This is a genomic window from Niallia sp. FSL R7-0648, assembly GCF_038007005.1.
Taxonomy (GTDB): Bacteria; Bacillota; Bacilli; order Bacillales; family Cytobacillaceae; genus Niallia; species Niallia circulans.
The window spans coordinates 1,938,119-1,956,824 of sequence record NZ_JBBOWE010000001.1 but is presented as its reverse complement, the minus strand read 5'-3'; the positions used below and the strand labels follow the sequence as shown (position 1 = coordinate 1,956,824).

Below are 18,706 nucleotides of genomic sequence, written 5' to 3'. Positions count from 1 at the left end.
CCCCCTCCTATTCTCGTAAACCTTGTCGTTCCAGTGCTTGTAATAGTATATCCGCTTTCACTGGGAGTTGATTAAGCCATATTCCTGCAGCGTCATGAATGGCGGAAATGATAGCTGGAGCAACAGCAACTGTGCCAATTTCGCCAACCCCTCTTGGCCCATAGTCATCTCCAGGGACTAATTCTTCTATTGCAGTAACAGTTGTCTCTATCGGGATGTCTAATATCGTTGGGATAAGATACGTATCAAAATTTTCATTCATATAGCGGCCATTTTCCATAACTGCATCCTCCATAATCGTAAATCCTAACCCCATATTAGCTCCCCCTTCAATTTGCCCTAAATATCCCATTGGGTTCACTACAGGTCCAGCTGAAATAACATGATCCATCCTAGTTACTGCTACGCTTCCAGATAACAAATCTATTTCGACCTCGGCTGCTACACCAGCAAAAGTATATAAAAAATGACCACCATCAATAGAGTTTGGGGTAGTAGGAAAGTGGTAGCTTACTGAAACAGTTGGCAGCTCTTCACATGATTCTGCTAACTGTTTATATGGAAGAATAAGCGCTGGTTCCTCGTTCTCTTCTGCGTTTTTCCAAATGCCATTTTTACCAAGAAATAAGCTTTCTTTCGGACATTTAGTTTGTTTTTCTGCCAATGTAAGTAGTTTTTCGCTAAATGGACCTTTTAATTTATTGATACCAAGCCACACCATATTTGTTGCTCGTGAGGCAGTAGAAGAGCCAGAGTGGGGAACTTTAGCCGTATCGCCAATAGTAATTTCGATATCACTAGGTTCGCAAAGAAAGGTATCTGCCATAATCATATCAATGGTTGGAATTAATCCTTGCCCACATTCTTCAAATCCAAAAGATACCTCTATTTTCCCAGCACTGTTTAAAGCCAGTCGGGCACCAGAAGCATCTGCTCTTCCATATCCCAATCCCCCTCCATGCATGGTAATACTATATCCCCTTCCTTTTATTTTCTTATCTCCATTCATAGGATTTGTGACCAAGTCCTTTTGAAGAATTGCTGACTTGGTAATTTCAGTAAGGACAGCATAAGCGCCATTTGTTGGAACAATAGGCTGGTCCACCGGGCCAAAATCTTCTGTCTTACGTAAATTAGTGAAGCGTAATTTGGTTGAATCTATTCTGGCTTTTTCTGCTAATCTTTCAATTTGCGTTTCTAATGCAAAGGTGATTTGATTGCCGCCAAATCCTCTGAATTCACCGGCAACACCGTTATTTGTATAAACAGAGTAGCCTTTAACATCTATATTTTCGATTATATATGGTCCAGCACTATGCTCTACAGCAAAGTCAAGTACTGCAGGTCCTAAAGTAGCATATGCACCAGTATCTGCAGTAATTTTTACTTGGTGGGCGATTATTTTTCCAGATACGTCAGCACCTGTCTTCATATAGATTTTCATTGGATGTCTTTTTAAACCGGCCTTAATCGATATTCTTCTTGATTGATGTATTTTCACTGGCCGCTGTGTTTTTAATGCCAGCAAGCTGATATATGGTTGAACATTTAATTCGTCCTTCCCTCCAAAGGAGCCTCCAATCGGGCTAGAAATAATCCGGATTTTTTCCAGTGGGAGTGCTAAAATTCGAGAAAGCTGCAGCTGATCTTTAAAACCATGCTGGGTTGGTGCATAAATGGTAATGCCTCCTGCTTCATCTGGTACAGCTACACCCCCTTCCGTTTCCATATAAGCATGCATTTGTCTTGGTGTCTGATACGTTCCTTCTATGATCCATTCGCACTTATTAAAGGCTTCTTCTATATTACTTTCTCCCTTCTTAAAAGCAGCCTGATGAAGGAGATTTCCTTCTTTATGCAGCCTGATTGCAGTGTCTTTTAAGGCTTCATCTGGATCTGTGATTATCTGCAATGGCTGATATTTTACTTTAATTAAAGAAATGGCTTGTTGTGCAATTTCCTTTGTTCTAGCCGCAACAGCGGCAATTGCGTCGCCTACATATCTGACTTTCTCTTCACAAAAGACCGGCTGATCCTGTATAACAATCCCAAAGCCATTTAAGCCTGGTACATCCTTATAAGTGATAACAGCAAAAACCCCAGCAAGCTCTTCTGCTTCTTTAGTATCGATTGATTCAATTTCTGCATGAGGATATTCACTTCTAAGAACGGTTCCATAAAGCATATTAGGAAACGTTAAGTCAGTTAAATACTTAAGTTTTCCAGTCACCTTAGGCACACCGTCTCTTCTTATTTTCCAACGACTACCAGCGCTTTCGTTATCAAGGATCATCTAAACAACTCCCTTCTTTTTCTATTAAAGTAATTCTTTCATATTAGCAATTATTACGTTTGCTGCGACTTTTTTGCGATACGCTTCTGTTATAAAAGGATCTGTATAAGATAGGAAGTCTTCCTGAATGACTTTAGAGATTCGGGACCAATCAATAGGACTCTGCGAGCGGGTAATCTCCCTTTCAGTGCTTGTAAGACGAGTCGGAATGTGACTGCCTCCGCCAATCGCAATTTTTATGGTCTTTATATTTTTTTCTTCAAACTCTAGATACCCTGCAATCGATATAATTGCAGCTGTAAAACTGGCCCGTCTACTAATCTTTCTAAAAAAAGAATATGTTTCTAGCTTCCGTGCTGCTATTGGTATGAGTACTTTTGTTAACAATTCGGATGATGGCCGCTTTTTTGATGCCAGCCAATCCTTTAATGTGATTAAGTAGGTCTCCTTGCCATTAAAAAAAGTTAATAGTGCATCCAAAACTAATAAAGCAGGAATGCTATCACCAATTTTGCTGCATATATTTCCGCCAATTGTTCCTCTGTTACGAATTGCAGGAGCCGCTATTTTCTCACAGGCCTCTACTATAAGCGGAGCCTTTTCTTGCATTAATACGCTGGTTAAACATTCAGAAATAGACATGCCTGCACCAATCTGCAAAAAGAATTGGCCATCTAGTTCTACTTCTGAGATTCCTTTTAACTCCATTAATTTTTCTGTACTAATAAGGTGGTTTGGTTTGTCCTGACCTGCTTCCCAATTTACTTGAAGGATTGTTCCACCAGAGATAAAGGCATAATTTGATTCATTCCATTTATTAATAGCAGATAAGGTGGTAGGTATTTCCACAGTAGTCGGATAATTGAGAGTTGAAACATGCATGTTATTCCCTCCTTTTCAGCACTTTTTCATAATCATTTTTTGTATCAATATCAATAAAACATTCTTCTTCAGAAAATTCAATCTTTTCCCCATGCATAATGCCATCTTGCAATAATTTTCTAGCTCCTATATCTCCTTCTAAGTAGTTTATATCTGATATCGCGCTCGGATGGAATAAAATCGGCGGTTTGTAAACCCCTTTATGCATGCTTGCTACATATTTATATGGAGGAAGTAATGGAGTAGTCACGATTTTATCAATCATTTCATGGGTAATAAAAGGCTGATCTGCTAAACATACAAGAATCTTTTCTGCCTGTTGCTCGATAGCTGCTTTAAAACCTTTTTTTAAAGAATATGATTGCCCTAGAGACGCTTCGTCACAAGTAATTACTTTCCCTTTTTTTCCATTCAAAAAGAGTTTATTAGCAGGTGTTATCCAGTTTAAGTGATCGCCTGGTTGAACGATAACAAAAACATAATCAACAAATGGCGAGGTAAGCAACACAGATAATCCATGATTACCAACTGTTTCATTCCGAAGAGGAAGGGACAGTTTATGTTCTCCCATCCTCTTGCTATTCCCCGCAGCTAAATATAAGGCTGTAATCATCCTATTTTACCTACAAGAGAATTCTTTTCATTTTTAATTTTAATTAATTGTGCTGTTATACTAATGGCGATTTCTTCTGGGCTTTCTGAATGAATAGATATTCCGACTGGATAGTGGATCCAATCTGGCTTTATTTTTTCTGCCAATAATTTTTCCGACCTCTTTTTGGAGCCTAATAACCCAAAGAATTTTACCCTTCGTTCCAAAAGTAAATGTACAAATTCTTGATCTTTACTAAAGCTGTGTGTCATCAATAGTACATAATCATCTTCTGAGGGTTTTATTGCAGCCAGCACCTGAGTCGGAGAACCTATTTGATATTCTTTTGCGTCTGGGAAATTATCTGCTGAACAAATAGCTTCTCGCCAATCAGATAAGATGACATAAAACCCGGCTTTGCTAGCAAAAGAGACAACTGGTTTGACATCTGGTCCTGCTCCATAGATAATTAATCTTGGTTGAGGAGAGAGAGCTTGGGTAAATATATACTTATTGTCAGTATCCAAAAAAGAAGTAGATGCAACATTTGTTTCTGTTTTTGTTTGTGGGCTGACCGTATTAACAAGGAAATTATCTAATTTATGAAAACTCTTAATAAGTTTGACACTTTCTCCTTTTTGCATATGTGATTTTAATTGCTGAAAAACTTTGCTTGTTGCCGGCGTGACCGGCTCAACCATAATATAAATTTTCCCATCACATCCAATGCCTTGCCCCCATGTCAAATCATCTTCTGAACGCAGATCGTATTCCATTAAAAAAGCTTTAGCTTTTTGCTGCATTTCGATTCTTGCGAGTAAATCCTGCTCTACACATCCGCCTGTTAATAATCCCTTTTCTTTTCCGGCATCCGTGATGAACATCATAGTTCCTTCTTTCCGGTAGGCTGTTCCTTCCACCTTCACAATTGTCGCTAAATAACTGTTTTTTTCTGTTGCAATAACCGCATCAATAACAGCATAATGATCGGAAGACACGCTAACTCCCCCATTCCAATCAAATTTTTAGTCGAATCGAAAATCATTGTTACTTTTTATAACATTAGATGTTATTACATCATATTAATTCCTTCCTTTTTATATGTCATTGGACTAATTAAATAATAATCTAAGTGGTAATTAGATAGATTGAACAAATTATCTAAAAATTAAAAAAATGATTATTATAATTCAAAATATTTGTATTCGTTTTTTACTAGCATAATATATTTACATTTTCTTGATTATCAACTATAATTCTCATATCTTGGATTAAAAAATTCTTCTTTTCGTCTTTCTTATTTATTCTTTTATTTAATTAAATGAGGTGGACTATGAATAAAGAAATTATTAAATTTATTAGGAAAAATTATGAAATGACACAGAGAGATTTTGCCCGTGTTTTAAATTGCAGCTTTGCATTAATTGCTTTAGTGGAAGTCGGAAAGCGAAGAGTTAGTAAAGATTTAGAAAATAAGATTAGACAAACGTTTAACATTGACGATCAAGATATCGCCTCCATTACATCCATAATATCAGAAATAAGTAAAGGAATTCCTCCGTTTATGTAGTTTCTAGAAGAAAATAGCAAGAACATACAGATCCCTTGTGTTATGCTTTATGTAGATACTTTCTATTTTCTTCTATTTAAAATTATCCTCTGCACCCTTTTTTCTCTTTCCCAATAGAATAAAGAAGGAGAAAGGAGGGGGAAAATGCCTACAAATGAACACCACAGCAACTCTTCAAAAGTTTATCTTCCCAATCTTTCTGCTGAAAGTTTAAATAATCAATCCCATTTCCAACACAATTATTTACAGGAATATCTATATAAACAGCACAAACAAAATGAGCAATTAATGACATTATGGTATAAATTTCAGGAAGATTTGATTGAGAAACAGAAGAAGCATCTTCAGCATTTTAACGAAATCGATTCAAAATTAGAACTTAATGATTCAGCTACAAAGGAGCTTTTAACTAAATTTACTGATTTAGATAATGAAACATCCACAATAGAAGCACAACTTGACACTCTTATCTTGCTAGCAGAAGAGCAAAAAGAATTAACAAGGGAAGAATCTCTGCGGCAAACAGCTCTATTTGACCAGTTAACCTTTCAAGAGAAAGATATTTCGATGATTTCTAATAAAATGGAAGAATTTAATCAGCTTGCTGCAGACGTGAAAACAAAAATCACGGAAACTGAAACCAACTATCAACATATTGCAGAAAAGTTGGATTTACACGAAATATTTCAGCAAACCTTTTTAGAAAGCATGAAAGAAACAACTGGGAGCGTCAATAAAATCAGTCGGCAGCTCGACCATCTTAAAGAAGTTATCTTTGAAAGAGCACATTATTTAGCGGAAAAAATAGAAAACAATATAAAAAGCATCTCGCAGCCAATTCAGCGATTCTTCGTTTCTTCTAAAAAAGATGAGACGATAAAAAAATAAAATGGTAATTTTTTTATACACAAATAAAAAACCTAAACAATTATACGAAGTTGCTGGTAAAAACATTCGTATAATCGTCTAGGTTTATTTTTTTTCTGGAATACTTTCAAGCGTTTAACTTAATCAAGGATTTTTACAGAAACTTGTTTTCTTCCCCACTCTAATGCTTTCGCTTGAGATGGAACAAATACATCAATTTTCTTCCCTTTAATCGCTCCGCCTGTGTCTCCGGCAATTGCAGTACCATATCCTTCCACATAGACCTTAGAGCCTAGAGGAATTACGTTAGGATCAACTGAAATAACCTTTTTATCTGGATTATCCTTTAAATTAATTCCGGTTGCAGTAACACCAGAGCATCCTTCACAATTTGCTGTATATGCTGTCGCGGTTACTGTGATTTCTTTTGCTGCTGAATTTGTACTTTCAGCCTTTACTGTATTATCTGCTTTAACTGCTTTGTTAAGTGGCTTTGATTCTGGTGCGTTTTGTTCAGAACCATCTTTGGAAACAATCAATACGTCATCCTTATGTATTGTATCACTATTCAGCTTATTCCATTCCTTTAGCTGATCTACAGTTGTATTATATTTTTGAGATATCTTCCATAGATTATCTCCCGCTTTTACTGTGTATTTCTTTACATCTTCAATAGTAAGTGTATCACCCGCCTTAATGATATCACTATCTAAATCATTCCATCTTTTTATATCATCAACACTTACCTTTTTTTCTTGTGAAATAGACCAAAGAGTATCTCCTTTTTCTACTTTCATTTCTTCTGCACCTACAAACGGAGCAGCTGTAGTTAGTATTGATGCACAAGTTAGAATAGAAAAGATTTTTTTCATTTTTATACCTCCTAGAATAGCTCCAGTTGAGCTAACAGGTATAATCTTAACATGAAAAACGCCAAAAAAAAGAACAGGCAGTTGTTAATTCGATTACGTATATGACAATCCAATAACAAACACAATACGAATCGTCAGAATAATCTATAAACTAATACCTGTTTTCTTTTCAAACATAGTTTTTAATGAACGGAAGGCAAGGTTATGTGGAAGCTTGTACCTTTATTTATTTCACTGTCTACATATACTTTCCCATTTAAATTCTCAATTATTTTGAAACTGACCATTAATCCAAGTCCATTGCCTTCTTTTTTTGTTGTAAAAAATGGTTCACCTATTTTTTTTAATTGCTCTTTTGACATACCGATTCCGCTGTCTTTGATTATAATCGAAATATCTTCCTTTCCTTTTTTTACGCTTATATCAATAGAGCCCCCGTCAGGCATAGCTTCGACCGCGTTTTTTATAAAATTCAAGAAAACCTGTTTTAATTTATTCTCGTCACATTCTACAAAAGGATTCGGCTCTTCGTAAAATCGATTCAATTGAATTTTATTTTTTCGCAGCTGATAATCTAAAATAGAAAGAACATTATCGATAATAGGTAGTAGCGGTTTTTTCTCTAACACAGAAACAGTCGGCTTAGAAAGAAGCATGAATTCCTCTACAATAGAGTTTACTCTTTCAATCTCATCTAAAATAATCTCAAAGTATTCCTGTCGATCTTTCTCGGTTTCATCCATACTCAAAAATTCCGCATATCCTTTTATAGAAGTTAATGGGTTACGGATCTCATGAGCAACACCAGCTGCTAATTGACCAATCGCTGCTAATTTATCTTGTCGATGAAGAACTTCTTCTGTGCGTTTCTTTTCCGTAATATCATTTCTTATAGCTAAATACTGATAAGGCTTATTATTTTTATCTAAAAAAGGGACAATAGTTGTATCGACCCAATAATAAGAGCCATCTTTCCTTTTATTTCGGATTTCCCCCTTCCAGATTTCCCCTTTTTCAATTGTTTGCCAAACATTTCGGAAAAAATCTTTTGAGTGATAGCCAGAATTTACAATACGATGCGTTTTCCCGATTAATTCCTGCCTACTATATCCGGATATCTCACAAAATTTAGAATTAACATTTGTAATAATCCCTCTTTTATCTGTAAAAGCAATAATACTTGATTGTTCTAATGCATAGGTAATGTCACTTACTTCACGTACAGACTCTTCCAGTTGATGCTGAACCATTTTTTGCTCTGTAATGTCCCGTCTGATTGCAACATACTGATAAGGTGCCCCCTCCTTATTTAAAAAAGGGACTATTACGGTATCAACCCAATATAGCGTACCATCCTTTGCTTTATTGAGTATCTCCCCTTTCCATATCTCCCCTCTTTTAATCGTGTTCCATAATTTTCGAAAAAACTCAGGCGAATGATGACCCGAATTCAAAATACGATGATTTTGTCCTAACAGTTCTTCACGACTATACTTCGAGACTTCCACGAATTTATCGTTTACATATGTAATCATTCCATTATCATCAGTAAAAGCCACGATTGCAGACTCATCAAGTGCAAGCTGCATATCTCTTACATTGATTGCTCCTACATCCATTCGTTCTCGAATTAAGGTACTAGTTCCAATTAATCCGCCTAACACTAATACAGAGACAAATAACGCAATGTAAATAATGAAGCTGCTTTGATAGGAATCTCTCACAACGGACACTTCTGGTGCGCTTACATCACTTAAGAGAATAAAATGACTAATCATACATACTCCCGTCATTAATAAACTACATACAGGCCGTACCCATTTTTTTAAAGTGGCAGAAATTGTAACAGGATAAAATGATAACCATATTGAAATAAAAAATACTATAAATAACAATAAAAAACTGATAAATAATTGCGGAATTTGATAATATACTGTACTGCCGATTGAATAAAAACCAATGATGGATATTGATAATAAAGAAAGACTAAAAAAGAAAGCAGATACATAGATTCTTCTTTTCTTTTTTTCCTTATCTAATAGCGCATAAAATGCCATACCACTAAAACATATGCCAACTACCATTGATAAGATAGTGATAGGGATATTATAATTAGCAGTTGCATACACATTTTTAATCATCATATCAATAAAACTTAAAATCCAAAAACCAAAGCCTATCGTAAATGTGCTTGCTAAGAACAAAAATCTACTATTTTTCTCTCCATTTTTCACTAATTGAAATAAATCAAACGAAGAATAGCATGCCATATATACGATTAGGATACTAATAAAAATTAATATGGAGTTATACAAACAAAAAATCCTCCTAATCTATTTTTTGCATTCTATTTGATTGTAAATCAAATAAAACAGATAAGAAAGCATTTTTGTATAAATCATACACTAAACGGCCACATAATCATTCGTTCTTTGGAGAGATTGAATAGCGGGATATGGAGGGACATGAATATTCTCTGAAGAAAGTCGAAGAGTTTTCCAAATAAGGAGATGGGATAGGAAATCTCCACGACTAAGCCCAACAATATTAAGTAAATTTATAAAGCTGTCGTGATTTACGAGTTAATTACTGATTTGAGGAAGCTCTCTCATTTCTGCAGTTGTCTGATCTCCACATAGAGGACAAAGTAGATCATCTGTAGCATAATCCTTTCTCATCCACCCGTTACACGAATTACATGCATATACTTCCATACTCATTAACACTTCTTCTGGTTTTTCTTCCGCGCCTTTTCGATTAAAAAACATATGAACAAGCCCCCTTTTTAAATTATTATGGCCAGCACCGCCAGTAATTATGTGTGTAAACCAAAACATTTAAAGAAATTAAACACCTATTACTTTTTCCAAGCCATAATGGGAATTAGCGCATTGACCATTAATAATCTATAATGCTAAAGAAACTGAGCAAATATTTTTTTCAAATCTGTAACTAAGTGTAATTGTTATGGTATTATGATGAAAAATGAACGCGAAGGAGCAAAAAATGTCTACAAAATTGTTTTATTCAACTCCATATGAAACAAAATGGACAACCGCAATAAAGAAAGTTATCGAAACGAATGATCAAATTTATGTACTTTTAAAAGAAACAGCTTTTTATCCAGAAGGCGGAGGGCAGCCAGCAGATACTGGATTCATTGATGGGATTCGTGTCCTAGATGTACAGATGAAAGATAATCAAATTTATCATCTTATGGAAAGAAAACCAGAAAATAAACTGGTATCATGTGAATTAGATTGGGATAGACGGTATGATCATATGCAGCAGCACACTGCTCAGCACATGTTATCAGCTGTTTTGGAAGAATTATTTCAAATTACTACAGTTAGCTTTCATTTAGGAAAAGAGTACACAACAATTGATATAGATACAGCTGATCTAACAAAAGAACAAATAACTCAACTAGAAAACTCCTGTAATTCCTATATCACGAAAAACTTAGAAATCAAAACACATATTATCACTCATGAACAAGTGAGCAAATTTCCTTTAAGAAAGCTGCCGAAAGTAACTGGCGATATAAGAATCGTAGAAATCGATGATTGGGATTTTTCTGCATGTGCTGGAACACATGTAGGCAGAACCGGAGAACTAGGCGTCTTTAAAATATTTAAAACTGAAAAACATCGTGGTCAAACTAGGGTTTTCTTTTTAAGTGGGTGGAGAGCCATTCGTGACTATCAAACAGCACAATCTATATTAGATAACTTAGGAACGTTTTTTAAAACAAACAAACTGCAGCTTGAAGATCGTGTAAATAAACTGGAATTAGAGAAAAAGGGATTAACTAAAGAATTAGAAACACTAAAGAGAGAAAATATAGCGTTTTTAGCAGAACAAATGCTTTCGACACAAATGGAAAAAGTAATCTTCCTTTCATTTGCAGACAAAACAATCAAAGATTTATCTATTCTTGCCAAATACCTCTTGCAAAGATCTAGCTGCATTATTCTCCTTAGTTCGGAAATAGATAAAAAAATACTATTACAGCATAATGGTGATTATCCTTTTCATTGCGGCAAGTTTCTTAAGGAAACAATCCAAAGATATGAAGGGAAAGGCGGGGGAAATGAACTTCAGGCACAAGGGACGTTCCCTACCGTTCCACAATTAAATGCCTGCATAAAGGAAATAAGAGAAAGATTAGTAGAGAGTATGTAAAAAACAAAAACCGTCCCTAAGATAATGGCTCTGCCAATAAATCGAGGACGGTTTTTGTTAATTCCGTATTTGTTGGTTTCTTTTTTCTAGCATGATCACCACTTTAATCATAAAATAACTAATCTCGTCTGGAAGTTCTTCTTTAATGGGCTTTAATTTATCCTTGCCCACTTTTTGAATTGCTTCCACTATTTTCATTTTGTCTTCTGGCATTAGAAATTTTGTCCAATCAATCTCTATTTCTTCTTCTCCACAGCGAAGCAGATGGTTTTCTACCGTTTGAACATTTAATTGTCTTTCTTTTGCGATTTCCTTAATGGATAATCCGCTTTCCCATAACTCCAATGTATGGAGATGAGAGTTCTCTACATATTTTTTCGCTTTTTTGTCTATTTCCGTATTTATTTCGGAAGAATGAATTTCTTTCCTGCCAGCTGAATATGCCTCTTCTTTTTGAAATGCTAAAATATGTTCAATGATTACATCTCCATATTTTTGCAGCTTATGGTCTCCTATTCCTTTTATCTCTCGGAAATCTTCATGCGATGTAGGCATAACCATCGAGATATTTCGCAGTGTTTGGTCGGAAAATACCACAAATGGAGGAACATTTTCTTCCTCTGCCAATTGTTTGCGAATCCCCCTCAAATAATCAAATAGTGCGTTATTTTCACTAACTTTTATTGTCTCTATTTGTTCTTTCCGGACCACTCTAATTTTTCCTAAAAGAACTTCTTTTCCTTTGTTGGAAACCTTTAATATTGGCATCGTTCCTGTACTAACATCTATATATTGTTCAGAAATAAGAAACTCAATAAAATCACTGATTTCTTTAGCTGATTGCTCTTTCATAAGGCCATATGTTTTGATTTTATTTAATTGAAACTCCATTAATTTTTTGTTTTTTGAACCTGTTAATACTTGGGCAACCATTGTTTTCCCGAATCTTTCCCCCATTCTTATCATGCACGACAGTACTTTTTGTGCTTCCACGGTAACATCGATTACCGTCCTTTCATCTGTACAGTTCGAACATTGTCCACATTTCTCCGTATGTTCTTCACCAAAATAATGCAAAATATATTCTTGAAGACAATCTTCAGTATGACAAAAATTTATCATGGATTGTAATTTATCGAGATCTTGCTTCTGTTTATCTGGATCGTTTATTGTCTGATCAATGAGAAAACGCTGAATCCGAATATCTTGTGCTGAATATAACAATATGCACTTACTCTGTAGACCATCACGTCCTGCTCTTCCCGCTTCTTGGTAATAACCCTCCATGTTTTTCGGAAGCTGATAATGAATGACATACCTAATATTACTTTTATCAATCCCCATACCAAATGCATTTGTGGCAATCATAATGGAAACATCATCTTTTATAAATGCTTGCTGTTCAGTCTCTCTTTGCCCATCGTTCATACCGCCATGATATTTCGCAACTGAATAGCCTTTTTTTGCTAATCTTTCATGCAGTTTTTCCACCTCTTGTCTAGTCGCTGCATAAATAATCCCAGATTCCTCTTTATTTTTCTTTAAAAAGGATTCAAGAAACTTCCCTTTATCTTGCCCTTTAATAATGGAAAAAGATAAATTATCACGAGCAAATCCTGTCTTAATTGTATTTTCCCTTGGAATATTTAATAAAAGACAAATATCTTCATGCACTTTAGGTGTAGCCGTTGCTGTTAACGCAGCGACAAGAGGTCTTTCCGCTAATTTATTAATGAGAAAGCCAATCTTTGCATAGCTTGGACGAAAATCGTGACCCCATTGTGAAATACAATGAGCTTCATCTACTGCAATAAAAGAAATAGAAACTTCTTTTAATAATTCCGTAAAATAATCTGCTTCAAGACGTTCTGGTGCAATATAAAGTAATTTATAATGACCGTTTTTTATTTCACAGATCCTTTCCTGTACTTCCTCATTATGTAACGTACTATTAATGTAAGTCGCTGGAATTCCAACTTCTGTTAGTGCATCTACTTGATCTTTCATTAAAGAAATTAATGGGGATATAACTATCGTCAGTCCTGGAAAAATCATCGCGGGCACCTGATAGCAAATTGATTTTCCGCCGCCAGTCGGCATAATTCCTGCAACATTTTCCCCATTTAATAATAGACGAATAATATCTTCTTGTCCTTTTCTAAAATGGTCATATCCAAAGTACTCTTTTAAAATACTACGTGCTTTATCCATCATTACCTAAATCTCCCCACTTTTATCCGAACATATTCTTAAAATATTGTAACACTAATCGGATGAATTTTGAACGTAGCATTGTCATTACAAGTGCCTGTCCAATTAGATGCGTAATAACACTTTATTAGTACAGCAATAAGTAACTTGCTAATTCTCATATAGAGGTATTAGCAAGTTATCAATTATGCTAAGCTACACTCTGCTAACAACATGAACCGAAAGCAGAGGATCAGCCTTTAATTAAATTTATAGCCAAGCTGCTCCTACGATGATTAATAAAATGAAAAGTACTACGATTAAGACAAACCCACTGCCAAATCCAAATCCTCCGCAAGGAGCTACTGGTGCAGCAACCGGGGCCGCATAACCGCATCCACAATTATCGTATCCAAATCCTCCGTAACCCATTTTATAAAACACTCCTTTTTTTCTATCTTTATTCCTATCAGAAGCCGACGTAACAAGAACCTACAATTATTAATAAAATGAATAGCACTACTAGTAGAGCAAAACCTCCACCAAAACCAGCTGTATGGCCACCACTCATTTATTCCACCTCCCTCATACACATAAGCATCATATGAGTCTAGAGTTTGTCCTGTTTGGGCGTTTGAAGAAAAAGCTGAAAATTTATTAAAGTATGTAGACAGATTCCTTTCAGAAAGAAATCTGCCTTTAATAATTGTTTAAAAGAAAGGAATAAAGGCCAATGCTGCGATTAACCCTAAAGATACTCCTATTGCGGCTGCACCAAATCCCCAGCCCCAACCCCAGCCCCAGCCGGGTCTATTACCACGTCTATAACCATATCCGAATCCACCATGGTTTCTCCGATTTCCCCCTATTGGTCGAATATACACTTTATTAGGAGTGACTCTTTCAATGATTCCAGTATGAACCTCACCACTATGGGTACGGATTCTTACACATCTTCCAACACCTTTTGAACACTGATTATAAAAATTCTTAGCAGACATTTATCACACCTCCAACCATTCATCCCTATTATCCTATGTACAAGTCTAAAAAAAGAATGGACAACTATCATAAGAGAAGAGCGGATATTTTTGACTGATTATTTCATTAAGATTAAATCAGAAAAAAATCCTTCCTTTACGATTTACCTGAGCTGGAACAAATCGAGAAATTGCATATTCCAAAATAGAAATACCAATAATTTAAAATAACTTCTAAATGTGTAGATTTTAAAATAATTGGGTAGGAATAAGAAAAAAGGAGATTTCATATGTTAGTTGCAGCAATGTGGGGGGCAGTAGCAAGTCTTTCCTTACTCGCGGGATCTATCGCCGCTTTATTTTTATCGATACCTAAAAGGATTATTGCTTATTTTATGGCTTTGGGTACTGGTATATTAATAGGGGCCTCTTCTTTCGAGCTTTTAATCAAATCCGTACATACAAGTGGAATCGCAGCAACTGCTATTACTTTTTTAACTGGAGCGGGTTTATTTACCTTAATTGAAATATTTCTCTATAAAAAGGGCGGGTCCAATCGAAAACGATCACATAAAAATCCAGAAGGACATTCGGGACTAGCTATTTATATTGGCACTCTGATGGATGCAATACCAGAATCAATGATTATAGGATTAAGTCTATTAATAACACAGAAGGTGGACATGCTCTTCTTAATTGCCATTTTCATCAGTAATTTTCCTGAGTCCCTATCTTCAACGGTGGGTCTAAAAAAAGACAACTATTCAAACAAGAAAATTTTATTTTTATGGAGCAGTGTCATCCTTATTTCCGCGATAAGCAGCTCAGTGGGATATTTATTTTTAGAAAATGCATCAGCAGTAATGCTTTCTGGGATTCAGTCATTTGGTGCTGGTGGATTAATTGCAATGGTTTGCTCCACTATGCTTCCCGAAGCTTTTGAGCAAGGAGGACCAACAGTTGGTTTTGTTACATGTATGGGATTAATCTTCTCTCTAAGCATGAGTCATCTAGGATAGAAACTGAAACTGTCGAAATAAGATTTCGACAGTTTTCTGGTCACTAAAAATGGTTGTTACTTTGCTAATGACTTAGGTGTAGTAACACGTAAAGAGGATTCATTCGTTTTTCTTTTTTTCTTAGGAAAAATATAGAGGTTTAATGCGCCAACAAAGAATGCTCCGCCAACGATATTACCGATTGTAACAGGTATTAAGTTATGTAAAGCATTAGCCAATGTGATTGTCTCTGGATGTGGTACGATGAGTGCAATGGAGAAAAGCGCCATATTAGCAACACTATGCTCATAACCAGAAATCATAAAGGCGAAGACAATTAATAATGTTGCAATTATTTTTCCGACATCCCCCTTCACATTCATAGGTATCCAAATTGCCAAACAAACCAACCAGTTACAAAGGATGCCTCGAACAAACAATTCAACTGTTGTTGCACTCATTTTTGAATTAGCAACATCCATAAGCCAAGTTGTTTTAGGAACTAAGCTAAACAAGCCTGAGTAATAGATTAGCAAAGCAAAAAATAATGCTCCAACTAAGTTGCCAAAATACGTACTAACCCAATTATAAATAGTATCTTTCCAACTAGTTGCTCCTGACAAAGTACTCATTGCAAAAGCCATTGTATTTCCTGTAAATAATTCCCCGCCGCCATACGAAATAAGGACTAGCGCCAACCCGAAAAATAAACTAGTCATCATGTACGTAGCAGGAGAATGAATATCGAAAAATGGTTGTGCTAAACGATAACACAGCATTAAAGCAAAACCAATATATATTCCTGCTAAAATGGCTTTTACAAAATAGCGAAAGAAAGAATCGTCGAGTGTTTCTTTCTTCTTCAATGCATAATTAATTGCCTTATCAACTGGGTGAATTTCCATTGCAATACCTTCCTTTCTGTATAACATTATTATACAAAAGGAAAAGTTAATTACTTTGTGAAAAAATGAACAATTTTTAACAATTAGGTAAATGAGAAAATATCGTCTCCTCATTTACAAAAATAAATTTATAATATGTACTATTCAAATAGAAATAAGCTTATAAACTCACTGTGTCGTAGTCGATAATTTACTATTCTGTTGAATTGCTACTGAAAACTGCGATCTTGGCTTTGTAAAGCTAATTTTTATACCAGATTTTTTCATTTTATTAACTAAATCAACTAGCTGTTTTTTAGCCATCCTATACGACTCCTTTATTTCTTAATAATTTTAGTGTACTAGAAATTTATGAAAAAAATATGAACAAATCATAAATAATTTTAGACGATCGATTATTAATTTAGAAACATATTAAAACACTTTCATCTCTACTTCTTAATAAATTCTCTTTATTAGTAGAAAACCCTTTAATTTATGATATTTTTTTACCCTTTGTTTCTATTATCGTAAACATTTTTTCATTTTTCTATCGGGCATTTTTCATATTTTTGATTCTTTTAAGCATAAATGTATTCATTAAAACTAGCTTATCTTTCTATAGATAATTATTTATTTTGGAATAGGGAAACTTTCATCAAAAAAAGTCTTCCAAAGAAAGATTTATTTAAAATAATTCGCGCTCTGATAGTAAAAATGATATAATTTTAAGGATATTGGAGTTTGGAGGATTTTTAAATGATAACAGTAACGAATGTAGGTCTTCGATATGGTGATCGCAAATTATTTGAAGATGTTAATATTAAATTTACACCAGGTAATTGCTACGGTCTAATCGGAGCAAACGGTGCAGGAAAATCTACTTTCCTAAAAATACTATCCGGAGAAATAGAAGCTCAATCAGGCAATGTTTCTTTAGGACCTGGAGAAAGACTTGCTGTTTTAAAGCAGAATCACTTTGAATATGAGGAACATGAAGTATTAAAAGTGGTAATAATGGGTCATGCAAGATTATATGAAGTAATGCAAGAGAAAGATGCTATTTACATGAAAGAAAATTTCACAGATGAAGATGGCATGAAAGCCGCAGAGCTTGAAGGAGAATTCGCCGAATTAAACGGATGGGAAGCAGAATCTGAAGCAGCGATTCTTTTAAAAGGATTAGGCATTGGTGAGGAGCTTCATTATAAAACAATGGCGGAATTAAACGGTTCCGATAAAGTGAAAGTGTTATTAGCGCAAGCACTTTTCGGTGAACCTGATGTTCTTTTACTAGATGAGCCTACTAACCATCTGGATATTAACGCAATTAAGTGGCTGGAGGAATTTTTAATTAACTTTGACAATACTGTCATCGTTGTGTCCCATGACAGACATTTCTTAAACAAGGTTTGTACACATATCGCAGACTTAGACTATAGCAGAATCCAAATCTATGTGGGTAACTATGATTTTTGGTATGAATCCAGTCAATTAGCTTCTAGAATGGCAAATGATGCAAACAAAAAGAAAGAAGAAAAAATAAAGGAGCTTCAAAACTTTATTGCTCGCTTTAGCGCAAATGCTTCTAAGTCGAAACAGGCTACTTCCCGAAAGAAATTACTTGATAAAATTTCGTTAGATGACATTAAACCTTCATCACGAAAATATCCATATGTTGCATTTACTCCTGAACGTGAAATTGGTAATGACTTATTAAGAGTCGAAAACCTAACAAAAACCATTGATGGAGTTAAAATTCTTGATAATGTAAGCTTTATTATGAATAAAGATGATAAAATTGCCCTTGTTGGTCCAAATGAAATTGCTAAGACTACCCTATTTCGTATTTTAGCGGGCGAAATGGAGCCAGATAGCGGCACTTACAAATGGGGAGTTACTACTTCTCAAAGTTATTTCCCAGCCGAAAACTCGGAGTATTTTAAAAACGATGACGAAACTCTAGTAGACTGGCTTCGTCAATATTCTCCAAATGATCAAACAGAAAGCTTCTTAAGAGGATTTTTAGGTCGCATGTTATTTTCTGGAGAAGAAGTATTGAAAAAACCTAGCGTTTTATCAGGTGGAGAAAAAGTTCGTTGTATGTTATCTAAAATGATGCTGAGTGGCGCAAATGTTCTACTTTTAGATGAACCTACTAACCATTTAGATTTAGAATCCATCACAGCTTTAAATAATGGATTAATCAACTTTAAAGGTTCATTAATTTTCACTTCTCATGACCATCAGTTTGTATCAACAATTGCTAATCGTATTCTTGAGATTACACCGCAAGGACTTGTTGATAAGCAAATGAATTACGATGAATATTTAGAAGATGAAGCATTACAAAAAAATATTGCAAATATGTACAAATAAAAAAACCGGGATTC

Annotated in this window: 18 protein-coding genes; 5 read left to right on the top strand and 13 right to left on the bottom strand. The window is 35.0% G+C overall.

Annotated features, from left to right (window positions below; all coding sequences use genetic code 11):
- Nucleotides 1-7: 7 nt before the first annotated feature.
- Genes pucD through NSQ89_RS09350 form a run of 4 tightly spaced genes read right to left on the bottom strand, consistent with a single transcriptional unit; the run spans nucleotide 8 to nucleotide 4,765 of the window.
- Nucleotides 8-2,293, bottom strand: coding sequence for a xanthine dehydrogenase subunit D (pucD, locus tag NSQ89_RS09365; protein ID WP_047943423.1), 2,286 nt, complete (start codon nucleotides 2,291-2,293; stop codon nucleotides 8-10).
- 24 nt (nucleotides 2,294-2,317) lie between these two features.
- Nucleotides 2,318-3,175 (bottom strand): FAD binding domain-containing protein, encoded by an 858-nt coding sequence (locus tag NSQ89_RS09360; RefSeq protein WP_341132528.1) that lies wholly within the window; start codon nucleotides 3,173-3,175, stop codon nucleotides 2,318-2,320.
- Nucleotide 3,176: 1 nt separating this feature from the next.
- Nucleotides 3,177-3,788: a nucleotidyltransferase family protein gene (locus NSQ89_RS09355; protein ID WP_095257310.1), complete on the bottom strand. Its 612-nt coding sequence runs from the start codon at nucleotides 3,786-3,788 to the stop codon at nucleotides 3,177-3,179.
- Nucleotides 3,785-4,765, bottom strand: coding sequence for an XdhC family protein (locus NSQ89_RS09350; RefSeq protein ID WP_047943420.1), 981 nt, complete (start codon nucleotides 4,763-4,765; stop codon nucleotides 3,785-3,787). Before NSQ89_RS09350 ends, NSQ89_RS09355 begins: the two co-directional genes overlap by 4 nt.
- Nucleotides 4,766-5,142: 377 nt before the next feature.
- Between NSQ89_RS09350 and NSQ89_RS09345 the strand changes: the two genes are divergently transcribed.
- On the top strand, nucleotides 5,143-5,337 hold the full coding sequence (locus tag NSQ89_RS09345; protein ID WP_235973392.1) for a helix-turn-helix domain-containing protein: 195 nt from the start codon (nucleotides 5,143-5,145) through the stop codon (nucleotides 5,335-5,337).
- Nucleotides 5,338-5,481: 144 nt separating this feature from the next.
- The gene (locus NSQ89_RS09340; RefSeq protein WP_341132527.1) at nucleotides 5,482-6,225 is read left to right on the top strand and encodes a hypothetical protein; all 744 of its coding nucleotides are present in this window, start codon (nucleotides 5,482-5,484) and stop codon (nucleotides 6,223-6,225) included.
- 119 nt (nucleotides 6,226-6,344) lie between these two features.
- On the opposite strand, the gene NSQ89_RS09335 is transcribed toward NSQ89_RS09340, so the two are convergent.
- The 3 genes from NSQ89_RS09335 to NSQ89_RS09325 form a co-directional block, all read right to left on the bottom strand.
- Nucleotides 6,345-7,076: a 3D domain-containing protein gene (locus NSQ89_RS09335; protein WP_095320079.1), complete on the bottom strand. Its 732-nt coding sequence runs from the start codon at nucleotides 7,074-7,076 to the stop codon at nucleotides 6,345-6,347.
- A 182-nt stretch (nucleotides 7,077-7,258) separates the two neighbouring features.
- On the bottom strand, nucleotides 7,259-9,391 hold the full coding sequence (locus tag NSQ89_RS09330) for a PAS domain S-box protein (protein ID WP_235844490.1): 2,133 nt from the start codon (nucleotides 9,389-9,391) through the stop codon (nucleotides 7,259-7,261).
- Between the two features lie 267 nt (nucleotides 9,392-9,658).
- Nucleotides 9,659-9,844 (bottom strand): cold-inducible protein YdjO-related protein, encoded by a 186-nt coding sequence (locus tag NSQ89_RS09325; protein ID WP_047943415.1) that lies wholly within the window; start codon nucleotides 9,842-9,844, stop codon nucleotides 9,659-9,661.
- Between the two features lie 238 nt (nucleotides 9,845-10,082).
- Here NSQ89_RS09325 and NSQ89_RS09320 point away from each other — a divergent pair, with 238 nt between their 5' ends.
- Complete coding sequence (locus NSQ89_RS09320) at nucleotides 10,083-11,261, top strand: alanyl-tRNA editing protein (RefSeq protein ID WP_341132526.1); 1,179 nt, start codon at nucleotides 10,083-10,085, stop codon at nucleotides 11,259-11,261.
- Nucleotides 11,262-11,318: 57 nt separating this feature from the next.
- On the opposite strand, the gene recQ is transcribed toward NSQ89_RS09320, so the two are convergent.
- The 4 genes from recQ to NSQ89_RS09300 form a co-directional block, all read right to left on the bottom strand.
- Complete coding sequence (gene recQ, locus NSQ89_RS09315; protein ID WP_341132525.1) at nucleotides 11,319-13,475, bottom strand: DNA helicase RecQ; 2,157 nt, start codon at nucleotides 13,473-13,475, stop codon at nucleotides 11,319-11,321.
- Nucleotides 13,476-13,721: 246 nt separating this feature from the next.
- Nucleotides 13,722-13,883: a YjcZ family sporulation protein gene (locus NSQ89_RS25370; protein WP_082138379.1), complete on the bottom strand. Its 162-nt coding sequence runs from the start codon at nucleotides 13,881-13,883 to the stop codon at nucleotides 13,722-13,724.
- Between the two features lie 37 nt (nucleotides 13,884-13,920).
- Nucleotides 13,921-14,022 (bottom strand): YjcZ family sporulation protein, encoded by a 102-nt coding sequence (locus tag NSQ89_RS09305; protein ID WP_082138378.1) that lies wholly within the window; start codon nucleotides 14,020-14,022, stop codon nucleotides 13,921-13,923.
- A 139-nt stretch (nucleotides 14,023-14,161) separates the two neighbouring features.
- Nucleotides 14,162-14,452 carry a hypothetical protein gene (locus tag NSQ89_RS09300; protein WP_047943412.1) on the bottom strand — a complete coding sequence of 97 codons (291 nt, stop codon included), beginning with the start codon at nucleotides 14,450-14,452 and terminating at the stop codon, nucleotides 14,162-14,164.
- A 269-nt stretch (nucleotides 14,453-14,721) separates the two neighbouring features.
- Between NSQ89_RS09300 and NSQ89_RS09295 the strand changes: the two genes are divergently transcribed.
- The gene (locus NSQ89_RS09295) at nucleotides 14,722-15,450 is read left to right on the top strand and encodes a ZIP family metal transporter (protein ID WP_061798858.1); all 729 of its coding nucleotides are present in this window, start codon (nucleotides 14,722-14,724) and stop codon (nucleotides 15,448-15,450) included.
- Nucleotides 15,451-15,506: 56 nt separating this feature from the next.
- On the opposite strand, the gene NSQ89_RS09290 is transcribed toward NSQ89_RS09295, so the two are convergent.
- Nucleotides 15,507-16,334 (bottom strand): formate/nitrite transporter family protein, encoded by an 828-nt coding sequence (locus tag NSQ89_RS09290; RefSeq protein ID WP_047943410.1) that lies wholly within the window; start codon nucleotides 16,332-16,334, stop codon nucleotides 15,507-15,509.
- Between the two features lie 168 nt (nucleotides 16,335-16,502).
- Nucleotides 16,503-16,637: a hypothetical protein gene (locus NSQ89_RS09285; protein WP_268874828.1), complete on the bottom strand. Its 135-nt coding sequence runs from the start codon at nucleotides 16,635-16,637 to the stop codon at nucleotides 16,503-16,505.
- Nucleotides 16,638-17,072: 435 nt separating this feature from the next.
- Here NSQ89_RS09285 and NSQ89_RS09280 point away from each other — a divergent pair, with 435 nt between their 5' ends.
- Nucleotides 17,073-18,692: an ABC-F family ATP-binding cassette domain-containing protein gene (locus tag NSQ89_RS09280; protein ID WP_047943409.1), complete on the top strand. Its 1,620-nt coding sequence runs from the start codon at nucleotides 17,073-17,075 to the stop codon at nucleotides 18,690-18,692.
- Nucleotides 18,693-18,706 lie beyond the last annotated feature (14 nt).